Annotated in this window: 13 protein-coding genes; 6 read left to right on the top strand and 7 right to left on the bottom strand. The window is 58.2% G+C overall.

What is annotated here, in order from left to right:
• The first annotated feature begins 188 nt into the window (after positions 1–188).
• From infB to ACMG4N_RS00225, 6 genes are all read left to right on the top strand, one after another.
• Positions 189–2,879 (top strand): translation initiation factor IF-2, encoded by a 2,691-nt coding sequence (gene infB / locus ACMG4N_RS00250; RefSeq protein WP_335627388.1) that lies wholly within the window; start codon positions 189–191, stop codon positions 2,877–2,879.
• Between the two features lie 19 nt (positions 2,880–2,898).
• Positions 2,899–3,309, top strand: a complete 411-nt coding sequence (gene rbfA, locus ACMG4N_RS00245; protein WP_290509610.1) for a 30S ribosome-binding factor RbfA — start codon at positions 2,899–2,901, stop codon at positions 3,307–3,309.
• A gap of 17 nt (positions 3,310–3,326) precedes the next feature.
• A complete protein-coding gene (gene truB / locus ACMG4N_RS00240) occupies positions 3,327–4,244 on the top strand; it encodes a tRNA pseudouridine(55) synthase TruB (protein WP_297766914.1) in 918 nt (305 codons plus the stop codon).
• 75 nt (positions 4,245–4,319) lie between these two features.
• On the top strand, positions 4,320–4,589 hold the full coding sequence (rpsO, locus tag ACMG4N_RS00235; RefSeq protein WP_035248417.1) for a 30S ribosomal protein S15: 270 nt from the start codon (positions 4,320–4,322) through the stop codon (positions 4,587–4,589).
• 245 nt (positions 4,590–4,834) lie between these two features.
• On the top strand, positions 4,835–6,928 hold the full coding sequence (pnp, locus tag ACMG4N_RS00230; RefSeq protein WP_414432486.1) for a polyribonucleotide nucleotidyltransferase: 2,094 nt from the start codon (positions 4,835–4,837) through the stop codon (positions 6,926–6,928).
• A 93-nt stretch (positions 6,929–7,021) separates the two neighbouring features.
• The gene (locus ACMG4N_RS00225) at positions 7,022–7,585 is read left to right on the top strand and encodes a hypothetical protein (protein ID WP_297766911.1); all 564 of its coding nucleotides are present in this window, start codon (positions 7,022–7,024) and stop codon (positions 7,583–7,585) included.
• 78 nt (positions 7,586–7,663) lie between these two features.
• On the opposite strand, the gene ACMG4N_RS00220 is transcribed toward ACMG4N_RS00225, so the two are convergent.
• From ACMG4N_RS00220 to folK, 7 genes are all read right to left on the bottom strand, one after another.
• On the bottom strand, positions 7,664–7,975 hold the full coding sequence (locus tag ACMG4N_RS00220; protein ID WP_414432484.1) for a TRL-like family protein: 312 nt from the start codon (positions 7,973–7,975) through the stop codon (positions 7,664–7,666).
• A gap of 231 nt (positions 7,976–8,206) precedes the next feature.
• Complete coding sequence (gene acs, locus ACMG4N_RS00215) at positions 8,207–10,144, bottom strand: acetate--CoA ligase (RefSeq protein WP_414432483.1); 1,938 nt, start codon at positions 10,142–10,144, stop codon at positions 8,207–8,209.
• A gap of 343 nt (positions 10,145–10,487) precedes the next feature.
• Positions 10,488–10,868, bottom strand: coding sequence for an aspartate 1-decarboxylase (panD, locus tag ACMG4N_RS00210; protein ID WP_035248421.1), 381 nt, complete (start codon positions 10,866–10,868; stop codon positions 10,488–10,490).
• An 88-nt stretch (positions 10,869–10,956) separates the two neighbouring features.
• Entirely contained in the window at positions 10,957–11,814 is an 858-nt protein-coding gene (gene panC / locus ACMG4N_RS00205; RefSeq protein WP_414432481.1) for a pantoate--beta-alanine ligase, read from the bottom strand.
• A 170-nt stretch (positions 11,815–11,984) separates the two neighbouring features.
• On the bottom strand, positions 11,985–12,773 hold the full coding sequence (gene panB, locus ACMG4N_RS00200) for a 3-methyl-2-oxobutanoate hydroxymethyltransferase (protein ID WP_414432479.1): 789 nt from the start codon (positions 12,771–12,773) through the stop codon (positions 11,985–11,987).
• 66 nt (positions 12,774–12,839) lie between these two features.
• A complete protein-coding gene (locus tag ACMG4N_RS00195) occupies positions 12,840–13,541 on the bottom strand; it encodes a deoxynucleoside kinase (RefSeq protein WP_156964889.1) in 702 nt (233 codons plus the stop codon).
• Positions 13,525–14,028 (bottom strand): 2-amino-4-hydroxy-6-hydroxymethyldihydropteridine diphosphokinase, encoded by a 504-nt coding sequence (folK, locus tag ACMG4N_RS00190; protein WP_414432477.1) that lies wholly within the window; start codon positions 14,026–14,028, stop codon positions 13,525–13,527. Before folK ends, ACMG4N_RS00195 begins: the two co-directional genes overlap by 17 nt.
• Positions 14,029–14,092: the final 64 nt, after the last annotated feature.

Here is a 14,092-nt window from a genome sequence, read left to right as displayed (position 1 = left end):
GCACCAACAGCAGGGTGTTGAAAAGGCCACAAGGTGCTTTTCAAGCTATCTTCGCGGTACGGTCCGCAAAGATAAGCACACAATGCGCTGACCGGAATGTGCCGGGCAGTGCGGTCATTCGCCCCAAGGGGAATGGCCCAGGCTATTTTCAATAGCCTGCTAGAGACGGACAGGAGAGTGTTGCTGACATGGCAGAAACGACCGTAAAGAAACTGGCCGACATCGTAGGGACCCCCGTCGAGAAACTGCTTACGCAGATGAAAGACGCCGGGCTACCCCATGGCGATGCCAGCGAAGTGGTCTCCGATGAGCAGAAGCAGCAGCTGCTGGCTCATCTGCGCAAGTCCCATGGTGCCGCGGATACCGAAGCCAAGAAGATTACCCTCAAGCGTAAGTCCACCAGCACTATCAAGACGACCGGTGCGGCTGGCAAATCAAAGACCGTGAACGTGGAAGTGCGCAAGAAGCGTACCTACGTGAAGCGCGAGACGCTTGAAGAGCAGGAACGCGAAGAAGCCGAACGTAAGGCGGCCGAAGAGGCTGCGCGTCTGGCGGAAGAAGAGAAGCGCCAGGCCGAAGAAGTTGCCAAGCGTCAGGCGGAAGAAGCGGCCAGCAAGAAAGAAGAAGACGCCAAGGCTCGTGCGGAAGCCGAGCGCAAGGCTGCCGGCGAAAAGGCGGCAGAAGAGAAGACCAAGCGTGTCTCCGTGCCGAAGACCGCGGCCGCCAAGAAGCCTGCCAAGGCAGAAACGGCGGAAGAAAAAGCCAAGCGCGAAGAAGCCGAACGCAAGCAGCGTGAAGCCGATGAAGCCAAGCGCAAACAGGAAGCCGAAACCCGCAAGAAAGCGGAAGAGGAAGCTGCTCGCCGTACCGCTGAAGAAGCGGCTCGTATCGCGGCGGAGCTGGAAAAGCGTGGCGATCAGGAAGAGAAAAAGCCTGAGGAAGAGGAAGACAAAGGGTCTTCCATTGTTGTTGCCGCTCAGGAAGCCAGCTATCAGCGTGAAGAGCGTCAATCTCGCCGTCGTCGTCGCAAGCCGAAATCAGCCGGCGTTGCTCACGGCCAGATGAAGAGCTCCATGAACAAGCAGCACGGCTTTAAAACCCCGACGGAGAAGAAAATCTACGAAGTCGAAGTACCGGAAACCATTACCGTGGGCGATCTGGCCCAGCGCATGAACATCAAGGCCAAGCAATTGATCAAGGCCATGATGAAGATGGGTGAAATGGCGACGGTCAATCAGTTTATTGATCAAGAGACCGCATTCCTTCTGGTAGAAGAAATGGGCCACAAGCCCGTTGCCAGCAAAGGGCAGGAAGAAGTGCTTGAAGATCACCTGGCGGGCATGGTTGTTAACCGTGATGAGGGGGATCTCAATGATCGCGCTCCAGTGGTGACCATCATGGGCCACGTGGATCACGGCAAGACCTCCCTGCTGGATTACATCCGCAAGGCCAAGGTTGCCGACGGCGAAGCCGGTGGTATCACCCAGCATATCGGTGCCTACCATGTAGAGCACGAGAAGGGCATGATCACCTTCCTGGATACTCCGGGCCACGCCGCCTTTACGGCCATGCGTGCCCGTGGTGCCAAGGCTACCGATATCGTGGTGATCGTGGTTGCTGCTGACGATGGTGTGATGCCGCAAACCGCCGAGGCGATCGACCACGCCAAGGCGTCCGGCGCACCGATCATTATCGCCGTGAACAAAATTGATAAAGAGCAGGCGGACCCGGATCGGGTGCGCAACGAGCTGGCCACCAAAGATGTGATCCCGGAAGAGTGGGGCGGTGAATACCAGTTCATCAACGTCTCTGCGCACTCTGGTCAGGGTGTGGACGACCTGCTTGATGCCATCCTGCTGCAGTCCGAACTGCTGGAATTGAAAGCACCGTCCACGGGCTCTGCCACCGGTGTGGTGATTGAATCGCGCATTGAAAAAGGTCGCGGTACCGTTGCGTCCATTCTGATCCAGGCAGGTGAGCTGAATATCGGTGACATGCTGCTGGCTGGCGCTCACTTCGGCCGCGTACGAGCGATGGTCGACGAGAACGGCAAGCCCATCAAAACCGCCGGTCCTTCCATCCCGGTGGAAGTGCTGGGTCTGGATGGTGCGCCGGAAGCCGGTGAACAGGTGCAGGTGGTGCCCGACGAGAAGAAAGCCCGTGAAGTGGCTGAATTCCGTCAGGAACGTGATCGCGATCTGAAGCTCAAGCGTCAGCAGGCCTCCAAACTGGAGAACCTGTTTGAGAACATGGGCAGCGCAGAAACCAAGACCGTCAACATCGTCCTCAAGACCGATGTACGCGGTTCCCTGGAAGCGCTCACTGGCGCCCTGCATGATCTGGGCACCGACGAAGTGAAGGTCAACCTGGTGTCTGCCGGCGTGGGTGCGATCAACGAATCCGACGTCAACCTGGCCATGACCAGTGAAGGCGTGCTTCTGGGCTTCAACGTCCGTGCCGATTCCAAGGCCAAGAAACTGTGCGAGCAGGAAGGCCTGGATCTGCGCTACTACAGCGTGATCTACGAACTGATTGACGACGTCAAGTCGGCCATGAGTGGTCTGCTGGCGCCGGAGAAGCGCGAAGAGATTCTTGGTACCGCACAGGTTCGCGACGTGTTCCGTTCTTCCAAGTTCGGTGCCGTGGCCGGTTGTATGGTTATCGAGGGTACCCTGTACCGCAATCGTCCGATCCGCGTGTTGCGCGACGATGTGGTGGTCTTCGAAGGCGAGCTCGAATCGCTGCGTCGCTTCAAGGACGATGTCCAGGAAGTGCGTAACGGCATGGAGTGTGGTATCGCCGTGAAGAGCTACAACGACGTGAAAGCCGGCGACAAGATCGAAGTCTTTGAAGTGAAGGAGGTGGCGCGCTTCCTGTAAGGAGCGTGCCCCGTTAGCCATGAGCCGTCATCGTCGCCCGCAGGGCTTTAACCGTACCGACCGGATTGCCGATCAGATACAGCGCGAGCTGTCGCGGTTACTGCAGTTTGAAATGAAAGACCCGCGGGTGAACCTGGCCACCATTCAGGATGTAACGGTGTCCCGGGATCTGTCCTTTGCCGATGTGTACTTCACACTGCTGGGCAAGGGCGAGGAAGAAGGCGCCGAGGCGGAGGAAGTGCTGGTAAAAGCCAGTGGCTTCCTGCGCAGCAGCCTGGCTCAGAGCCTCAACACCCGCACCACCCCCAAATTGCGTTTCCATTACGACATGACCCCGGAACGGGCGGCGCATCTGTCACAGCTGATTGATGACGCCCGCGCGGAAGACCGGGAATTGCGTCCGGACAACGACGAAACCGAAAACGATTAGTGTAGCGGAGCTGTCAGGTGGCAAAACGTCGTCCCCGTGGCCGTAACGTCAACGGCATCCTGCTGTTGGATAAAGTCGGTGGTGTCAGTAGTAATGGCGCCCTGCAAATGGTCAAGAAAATGTTTGCGGCGGCCAAGGCCGGCCACACCGGTAGTCTGGATCCGTTGGCTACCGGCATGTTGCCGATCTGCTTTGGCGAAGCCACCAAGTTCAGCCAGTTCCTGCTGGAATCGGACAAGAGCTACCGGGTTACTGCCAAGCTGGGCGTGATCACCGAAACCGGCGATGCGGACGGTGATGTGGTCAGTACCACTGAAGTGACCGCCAGTGCAGCCCAAATCGAAGATGCCCTGATGTCCTTTATGGGCGATATCGAGCAGGTGCCGAGCATGTATTCGGCGATCAAGCACCAGGGTGTGCCGCTCTACAAGCTGGCTCGTGAAGGCAAGACCGTGGAGCGTAAACCGCGCCCGGTAACGATTTATGATCTTCGCATTCTGCGCATCGAAGGCGATGAGCTGGAATTCGAAGTGGATTGTTCCAAAGGCACCTATGTGCGCTCGCTGGTAGAAGATACTGGTGAGAAGCTGGGTTGTGGCGGCCATGTAACCGCCCTGCGCCGCCTGTCTGCCGGGCCCTATCCGGCAGAGCGCATGCTGACTCTGGAGCAACTGGGCAAGATCAAGGAAACCGGCGGCTTCGAGGCAATCGACGAGCTGCTCTTGCCTTTATCCACCAGCGTGGCAGACTGGCCGCGCATTGAGCTGGGTGACAACGCTGCCTACTACCTGCAGCAGGGTCAGCCAGTGATGAGCTCAGACCGTCCCGCGGACGGTTGGGTAAGTATTTACCAGGCATCCAGTGAGGAATTTCTGGGTGTCGGTGAAGTGCTGGAAGACGGGCGGATAGCCCCCCGTCGGCTGGTATCGGGTTAAGACCCGAATAAACGACGGCAGCTATAAATATGCATGGCTGACCGTGACACTCACTGAGCATATTGGAGAAGCACCATGGCGTTAACCACTGAACAGAAAGCGGAAATCCTGAAAGAGCACGGCCAGAAAGAAGGCGATACCGGGTCCCCGGAAGTACAGGTTGCTCTGCTGAGTGCCAATATCAATGGCCTGCAGGACCACTTCAAGGGTCACAAGAAGGATCACCATAGCCGTCGCGGCCTGATCCGCATGGTAAACCAGCGTCGTAAGCTGCTGGACTACCTGGCCAAGAAAGACCGCACCCGTTACCTGCAGCTGATCGAAAAGCTGGGTCTGCGTCGTTAATAGACCGCAGATTGGGTAACCACACCAGAAGCTCGGCAGCCGCCGGGCTTCTGTTGTTTCTGGCCTGTGGAAAGTGGCTGCAGATCACGTTCGGCGTGCCGCTGACTTAAGGGCTCCAGGCGTGCTCCTCGGCCAATTTACGGTTGGGCCAGGCGCCCTGGCGGGCTATGATGCCCGGGCAAAAGATGAATTGTTATCAGAGGCATGGGCCTCGAAGATTGTCGTGAAGAGAGAAGAGACGAGATATGTTCAATAAAATCACTAAACAGATTCAGTTCGGCCGTGACACGGTAACCCTGGAAACCGGGCAGATCGCCCGCCAGGCCACCGCTGCTGTCATGGTGCGTATCGGTAACACCGAAGTGCTGGTTACCGTGGTAGGCAAGAAAGAAGCGGACCCCAACAAACCCTTTTTCCCCCTGACCGTTAACTATCAGGAAAAGACCTACGCAGCCGGCCGTATCCCCGGTGGCTTTTTCAAGCGTGAAGGTCGCCCCAGCGAGAAAGAAACCCTTACCTGTCGTCTGATTGATCGCCCGATCCGCCCGCTGTTTCCCAAAGGCTTCATGAATGAAGTGCAGGTGGTTGCCACGGTCATGTCCGCCGACAAGAACCAGGATCCGGATATCGCTGCCCTGATCGGCACCTCCGCCGCCCTGTCTATCTCCGGTATTCCTTTCGGTGGCCCCATCGGTGCTGCCCGGGTTGGTTTCAAGGATGGCATGTACATCCTCAACCCCAGCCGCAGCGAACTGGAAGAATCCGCCCTGGATCTGGTGGTTGCCGGTACCGAGCCTGCGGTACTGATGGTGGAGTCTGAAGCCAAAGAGCTGTCCGAAGACCAGATGCTGGGCGCTGTCCTGTTCGGTCACATGGAAATGCAGCCGGTTATTCAGGGCATCAAGGAATTTGCTGCCGAAGTGGGCACCCCCACCTGGGACTGGCAGGCACCTGCCGAGAACACCGAACTGAAAAACGCCATCAAGGAAAAATTTGAAGGCGCCCTCGGTGAGGCCTACACCATTACCGAAAAAATGGCGCGTTACGCCAAAGTCGGTGAGCTGCGTGATGCCTGTGTGGAAGCGTTTGCCACCGGCGAAGAAGGCGCTCCGGAAGCCGGCGAAGTGAAAGAGCTGTTCGGCAAGGTCGAGAAATCCGTGGTCCGTGAAGCGGTAGTGTCCGGCAAGCCGCGTATCGACGGCCGTGCTCTTGATGCGGTACGTGCCATCGAGTGTGAAGTCGGCGTGCTGGCCAAGACCCATGGTTCTTCCCTGTTCACCCGTGGTGAAACCCAGGCCATCGTTACCGCCACCCTGGGCGGCATGCGCGATGCCCAGTTCATCGATGCACTGGAAGGGTCCCGCCAGGATCACTTCATGCTGCAGTACAACTTCCCTCCCTACTGTGTGGGCGAAACCGGCATGATCGGCTCTCCCAAGCGTCGCGAGATCGGTCACGGCCGCCTTGCCCGTCGTGGTGTGGAAGCGGTAGTGCCTGACGAGAAAGCCTTCCCGTACTCCATTCGTGTGGTGTCCGAGATTACCGAATCCAACGGTTCCTCCTCCATGGCGTCCGTATGTGGTACCTCCATGGCGCTGATGGATGCCGGTGTTCCGCTGACCGCGCCGGTGGCGGGTATTGCCATGGGTCTTGTGAAGGAAGAAGACGGCCGCTTCGCGGTACTGTCCGATATCCTCGGTGATGAAGATCACCTGGGCGACATGGACTTCAAGGTGGCCGGTACTGCCCGTGGCGTAACCGCCCTGCAGATGGACATCAAGATCGAAGGCATTACCGAAGAGATCATGGAGAAGGCGCTGGAACAGGCGAATGCCGGCCGAATCCATATTCTCGGTGAAATGGCCAAGGCGATTGCTGAATCCCGCACCCAGGTATCTGACAATGCGCCCACCCTGCTGACCCTGAAGATCAACCCGGACAAGATCCGTGACGTGATTGGTAAAGGCGGCGCCACCATCCGTGCGCTGACCGACGAAACCGGCTGCACCATCGATCTGGAAGACGATGGCAGCGTGAAGATCTACGGTGAAACCCGCGAGAAAGCAGAAGAAGCCGTGCGTCGTGTGGAAGAAATCACTGCCGAAGCGGAAGTGGGTGCCATCTACGAAGGCAAGGTCACCAAGGTGGTGGATTTCGGTGCTTTCGTGGCGATCATGCCCGGTACCGAAGGCCTGCTGCACATCTCCCAGATCGCTGAAGAGCGAGTGGAGAAGGTGTCTGACTACGTCAATGAGGGCGACCTGATCAAGGTGAAGGTGCTCGACGTGGATCAGCGTGGCCGTATCAAGCTGTCCATGAAGGAAGCCAAGGAAGACTGATTGGCTTTCAATCTGTAACAATATAGTTACAATTCAGGCCCGCCTTTTAGGCGGGCTTTTTTTTGGACGAAGTTTGATAATAAGGGACGACAAATGAAAAAAATTCTGGGGGCGATGGTCCTTGCCAGTGGCGTGGGCGTATCTGGTTGTGCATCGATTGTGTCTGACTCTTCCTATCCGGTGACGTTGACGACAACGCCATCAGGGGTCAGTTATACGATCACCAATACCAAAAAAGGCTATGACATGATGTCTGGCGAGACGCCGGCAACTGTCACGCTACCGGCATCCAATGGGTTCTTTTCTAAAGCGCATTACGCGGTGACTTTCGAAAAAACGGGTTATGACCCGGTAAGTGTCCCGCTCAGAGCAGGAATGGACGGCTGGTATGTGGGCAATATTTTGTTTGGAGGATTGCTGGGGATATTGATTATTGACCCTGCAACAGGCTCTATGTGGAAACTGGACGAAAGCGTCCGGGTAGCACTCAAGCAACAACCCAAAGAAGACATTGCCGAGCCCGTTGCGGATGAGGTTGGGGGTGAGAAATCCCAGGAACAGGTAGAAAAAACAGAGAATCTGGCAGATCAGCTAACATTGCTGACCATTGATCAGATTCCCGCTCATTACCGTAATAGTTTGGTGCAGATTCATTAACTGCAGCAGGCACAAAAAAGGCCGGCAAATGCCGGCCTTTTTTGTGCCTGAATACCGGGCTGGCCGGTAATCTCAGACTCAGTCACCACATACGGTGGTGGTGGTTTCGCCGTACAGGCCGAGGATGTTGGTGAAATGCACATCCACAGTGCCGACACGAGCAATACCGGCATTCTGCTTGGCCTTGGCGGTGGAGGCATCGCCGGTGGCCAGGAAGCCCAGATAGTTCTTCATGGTGGCTGTGCCTTCCTTGGTGCAGGCAACGGCGTTGTCGCGTACGTCCACAGGGGCGGCCATGTCGCTGTAGATCAGGCCGGGGGAGTAGGGGGTCTGACAGCCGGTCAGGAACAGGCTGCCGGAAACGGCGGCAAGCGCAATCATCTTCTTCATATTTTCTCCTTGGTTTTCAACATGTTGTTTCCGTGCGCAAGGATGCCTTATGACAGAAATATGTCTGTCGGTCAGGTGAGTTGATGTATGTAAGAAATTGACTATTGCGACTGTGAGAGAAATGCGGAGGGTAGCTGTGACAGGGACAGGTAGCGTGCCTGCCGATCAGCAACAAAAAGGCAGCCATGTGGCTGCCTTTTTGTTTCTGCTTACGATGGCGCTGGGTTGTGCTTACTGATTCAGCCGGGTGTCGATCAGCTGATCCACCACCGCCGGGTCGGCCAGGGTGGAGGTGTCGCCCAGGCTGTCCAGCTCGTTGGCGGCGATCTTGCGCAGGATGCGTCGCATGATCTTGCCGGAGCGGGTCTTGGGCAGGCCGGGGGCGAAATGGATCAGGTCCGGTTTGGCGATGGGGCCGATTTCCTGTGTCACCATGTCGCGCAGTTCCTGCACCAGCTCGTCACTGCCCTCCTTGCCAGCCATGAGGGACACATAGGCATAGATACCCTGGCCCTTCACGTCGTGCTGGTAGCCGACCACGGCCGCTTCGGAAATGCTGGTGTGCAGCACCAGGGCGGACTCGATCTCGGCGGTACCCAGGCGGTGGCCGGACACGTTGAGCACGTCGTCCACCCGGCCGGTGATCCAGTAATAGCCGTCTTCATCACGACGGGCGCCGTCACCGGTGAAGTAGTAGCCCTTGTAGGCGCTGAAATAGGTATCGATCAGCCGTTGGTGGTCGCCATAGACGGTACGGATCTGGCTGGGCCAGCTGGCCTTGATAGCCAGATTGCCGGAGGTGGCGCCCTCCAGTTCGTTGCCGTCCGGGTCCATCAGTACCGGCTGTACACCGAACATGGGCAGGGTGGCAGAGCCGGCTTTCAAATCCACAGCACCCGGCAGCGGCGCGATCATGATGGCGCCGGTTTCGGTCTGCCACCAGGTATCGACGATAGGGCAGCGGGAGTCGCCCACCACCTTGTAGTACCACTCCCAGGCTTCCGGGTTGATCGGCTCGCCCACGGTGCCCAGCAGCTTCAGGCTGGCCCGTGAGGTCCGGGTTACCGGCTCGTCGCCCAGGCCCATCAGGGCACGGATGGCGGTGGGGGCGGTGTAGAAGATGTTGACCTTGTGCTTGTCGACCACCTGCCAGCAGCGAGAGGCATCCGGGTAGGTGGGCACGCCCTCGAACATCAGGGTGGTGGCGCCGTTGGCCAGTGGCCCATAGACAATGTAGCTGTGCCCGGTGATCCAGCCCACGTCGGCGGTGCACCAGTAGATGTCACCTTCGTGGTAATCGAATACATATTTATGGGTCAGCGCGGTGTTGAGCAGATAGCCGGCGGTGGTGTGTACCACGCCCTTGGGCTTGCCGGTGGAGCCGGAGGTGTAAAGGGTGAATAGCGGGTCTTCCGCGTCGACCCATTCCGGTTCACAGTCGCTGGACGCTTGCGCCATGGCCTCGTGGTACCAGACATCCCGATCGGCCTGCCAGTCCACATTACCGCCGGTGCGTTTGACCGTCAGGCAGGTATGCACGCTCTCGATATCGGCCATGGCCTTGTCGGCGTTCACTTTCAGCGGCACGGTCTTGCCGCCGCGTACCCCCTCGTCGGCGGTGATCACGGCACAGGCGCCGGCATCTTGAATACGGTCTTTCAGGGCTTCCGGGGAGAAACCGCCGAACACCACGGAGTGAATGGCGCCGATGCGAGCACAGGCCAGCATGGCGTAGGCGGCTTCCGGGATCATCGGCATGTAGATAACCACGCGATCCCCTTTCTTGACACCGCGGCCTTTCAGTACGTTACCGAACTTGCTCACTTCTTCGAACAGTTGCTGGTAGGAAATGTGCTTGTCCTGATCCGGTTCGTCGCCTTCCCAGATGATCGCAGTCTGGTTGGCACGCTCGGGGAGGTGCCGATCCACGCAGTTGTAGCAGACATTGAGGGTGGCCCCCTGAAACCAGGTGGCGCGACCTTCGTTGAAGTCCCAGTCGCTGACGGTGTCCCAGGGGGTTTTCCAGTCCAGAAATTCCCGGGCCCGGTCGGCCCAGAAGGTATCCGGGTCATTGATGGACTGCGCGTACCAGGTTTCGTAGGTGTCGCGGTTCATCAGGGTCTGGGCTTTGAAGTCTGCGGGAACAGGATGAATGTGGGTCTTGGACATCGGGGCCTCCTTGGGATACTGCCAGTAGGGAGCGCCCGTGGGGCTCCCGGCTTTCCCTAGATTATTGTGTGACGCTCCCTGGCTGGCTATTCAACCATGGTCGAAGGGGGAGCGGTTTTGTTGGCATCAAGAGTAAACAATGTGTTGGTGAATGGCCAAGGAGAGAAGGCAGTTAACAGTGAATAGTTAACAGTTAATAGTGGCGCGGGAGGGCTTGGGTGGGCGGTGAGGTGAAGGTGGGCGCGAATGGGCGCGGGTGGTGCCGCTGTGGTGGCTTACCTGAGCGGCAAAAAAAACGCCGGCAAAAGCCGGCGTTTCAGGAATTCCTTTTCGGATTTCGGTATCAGGCAACCTGTACCGGAATCGCGTTGCTGGTGCCCTTTACTTCGTTGCCTTCTGCCATATAAATCAGGCTGGGCTTGAAGTTGACCAGTTCGGCGCTGGAATAGCTGGCGTAGGCGCAGATAATCACCCGGTGGCCGGGCTGGGCTTTATGCGCAGCGGCACCGTTGACGGAGATGATCTTGGAACCGGCTTCGCCACGAATGGCGTAGGTTTCAAAGCGCTCACCGTTATCGATGTTATAGATCTGGATCTGTTCGTATTCCAGGATACCCGCCATGTCCATCAGGTCACCATCAATGGCACAGGAGCCTTCGTACTCAAGCTCTGCGTGGGTTACCCGAGCCTGATGGAGTTTTGCTTTCAGCATGGTGCACTGCATCTTGGTTACCTCTTGCGCTACCCGAAGCCTGCGGATACACGGTGTTACGACCAAGCAGGCGCTTCAAGGGGCCGGAAGTATGCATGAATCACCGGTCACGCACAACGGCCAGACTGACATTGTCTATCAATCGTGTATTGCCCAGTTTGGCGGCCACAGCGACCACCAGATCGGTGTCGTCGGCGCTGGCGGGGGCCAGGCTGCGGGCGTTGGCCACGGTCAGGTAGTCCACTTGAAAACCGGCCTGTTCGAGGCTGTCACGGTAGCGGCTTTGCAGGCCCTGATAGTCCTGCTCACCGGCTTCGATATCCGCTTTCAGCTGTTGCAGTGCCTGATAGAGTTGCGGCGCAAGTGTGCGCTCACTTTCGTCGAGAAAACCATTGCGCGAACTGCGTGCCAGACCGTCACTCTCCCGGCTGGTGGAGGCGCCGACGATCTTGATCGGGGACAGCAGTTCTTCGCTCATGCGACGAAGAATGGCCAGTTGCTGGAAGTCCTTTTCGCCGAACACGGCCACATCCGGTTGCACGATATTGAACAGCTTTGATACCACCGTGGTCACGCCACGGAAGTGACCTTCCCGGCTGGCGCCGCACAGATGGTCGCCAAGGCCATCAACATCCACCCAGGTCTGGTTCTGGCCCAACGGATACATCTCGTCCACGGAGGGGGCGAATAACAGATCGGTGCCCGCATCCACCAGGGCGGCGGCATCCGCGTCCAGGGTGCGCGGGTAGCGATCAAAATCCTCGTTGGGGCCAAACTGGGTCGGGTTGACGAAAATGGACACCACCACCACGTCGCAGCGGGCACGCGCCTCCTTGATCAGGCTGATATGACCGTCATGAAGATTGCCCATGGTGGGCACGAAACCGACGGACTGACCTTTCTGGTGCCAGCCGCGCACATATTCACGAACCTGGGAGACGGTATGGACGGTTTGCATCGGGAATCCTCGGGTAAAGAAAGCGACGAGCTGCTAGGCGCGGGCGAAATCGTTGCCACCGAATAAACATTGTTGCTCGCGATTATTGATCAAGCGCGGCCTCAATGCTTTCTGTCTCGCCATGTTTTGGATCGTGTCTCGCAGCTAGTCACTAGCAGCTCGAAGCTGTTTTAGAAGCAGTGTTCGTCAGCAGGAAAACTGCCGTCTTTCACCGCCTGGTCATAGGCCTTGAAGGCAGCACGGATGTCGCCGGTTTCTGCCATGAAGTCCTTTACGAAGCGGGCCGGCTTGCCGGGGCTGATGCCGAGCATGTCATGCATCACCAGTACCTGAGCGTCGCATTCCGGGGCCGCGCCGATGCCGATGACCGGCACGCTCACTTGCCGGGTTATGCGAGCGCTGAGTTCCCGGGGTACGCACTCCAGCAGCAGCATGGCGGCGCCGGCCTGATCCAGGGTTTTGGCCGCTTCCAGCAACTCGCTGGCGCCGGCATCATCTTTGCCCTGCACGCGGTAGCCGCCGAGGGCATTGACTGCCTGGGGGGTGAGGCCCAGATGGGCGCAGACCGGGATGCCATTGCGGTTGAGAATCTCGATGCTGTCTGCCAGCCAGGCGCTGCCTTCCAGTTTGACCATGTTTGCCCCTGCCTGCATCAACGCGGTGGCGGTCTCCAGTGCACGCTCAACGGTGGCGGCGCCCATGAAGGGGACGTCGGCAATAATCAGACTGCCCTGATTGCCCCTGGCCACGCATTCGGTGTGGTAGGCCATCTGCTCCAGGGTCACCGGCACGGTGCTGGTCTGCCCCTGGATTACGTTCCCCAGGGAGTCGCCCACCAGGATGGCGTCCACGCCGGCATCGGAGATCAGCCGGGAAAAACAGGCATCGTAGGCAGTGAGCACGGAAAACTTCTCACCGTCCTGTTTGCGTTTATGCAGGGTGCGGATGGTGACTGACATGGGAAACCTCCCGGGGACATTCAGGGGCGAGCTTGAAGCGTACAGCTAGAAGCCCATAGCGAGTTTTCAGCCGACCAGCGGCCGGGGGTTAAAATAGTGGCGCCCGGAACGGATGTCCAGCAACTCGCTGACCAGTTGCTGGTAGTCCTGGTCGTGATTGACCAGATCGATTTCTGCGGCATTGACGATCAGCAGTGGTGCGCGGTCGTAGAAATGGAAGAATTCCGTGTAGGCATTGCTGAGCCGGTCCAGGTAATCGCTCTGGATGCCTTGCTCGAAATCGTTGCCGCGGCGGCTGATACGCTGACGTAGCACCTGGGCAGGAGCCTGTAGGTAGATCACCAGATCAGGCTGTGGGGCGTCCAGCGTCAGGTGGTCATCCACATTGCGGTATAACTCGAATTCATCTTCGTCCAGGGTGACCTGGGCAAACAGGCGGTTCTTGTCGATCAGAAAGTCGGCAATGCGCGGCCCGGCGAACAGGTCCTGCTGCTGAATCTGGCGTAGCTGGTCGGCGCGCTGAAACAGGAAAAACAGCTCGGTCTGCAGGGCATAACGGGCCGGGTCCTGGTAGAAGCGGGTGAGGAAAGGATTGTCATCAGCCTTCTCCAGCAGCAGATCGTAGCCGAAGGTCATGGCGAGACGTTTCGCCAGGCTGGTCTTGCCAGCACCAATGGGGCCCTCAACAGCAATAAAGCGCGGCAGGGTGCGCGCCTGTCGGCGTTGCTCAATGCGTTCGGTTATTGTCTTGTCATTCGATGAGTGCATTTCGATCCAGCTCTACCAGCGGTGAAATCGGTTGATCAGCTACCTGCCCCAGAAAGCTACCCAGTGCGGTGCCATCCGGCAAGAGGGCGTGGGGGCAAATTTCCAGTAGTGGCAGCAGCACAAAGGCCCGCCGGGTCATTTGCGGGTGAGGAACCTGCAAGTCATCGCTATCGATGGCGCGGTTACCAACCAGCAGGATATCCAGATCGAGGGTGCGTTCGCCCCAATGGCGCAGGCGCAGGCGGCCTGCTGCCAGTTCCAGGGCCTGCAGGGTGTGGAGCAGGGAGTGGGGCGCGAGGGCGGTGTCGATTTCGGCAACCGCATTAACATAGTCAGGCTGATCCTGAGGGCCCACCGGAGCACTGGTGTAGAGCCGGGAGTGTTGGCGCAGGGTGATGCCAGGCAGATGTTGCAGCGCCCGCAACGCGGAGATAAGCCGTTGCGAGGGGTGGTCCAGATTGCTGCCAAGGCCGATCAATGCCTGCATGGGGCTCTCTGTTCTGATCAGGGGAATGACACGTTACAAGTTTCGAGAAGCGAAAATCAAAAAC

This window comes from Alcanivorax sp. IL2, from assembly GCF_047495475.1.
GTDB lineage: Bacteria > Pseudomonadota > Gammaproteobacteria > Pseudomonadales > Alcanivoracaceae > Alcanivorax.
Note: the sequence above shows the minus strand (reverse complement) of the source record. Positions and strands in the feature narration are given on the sequence as shown.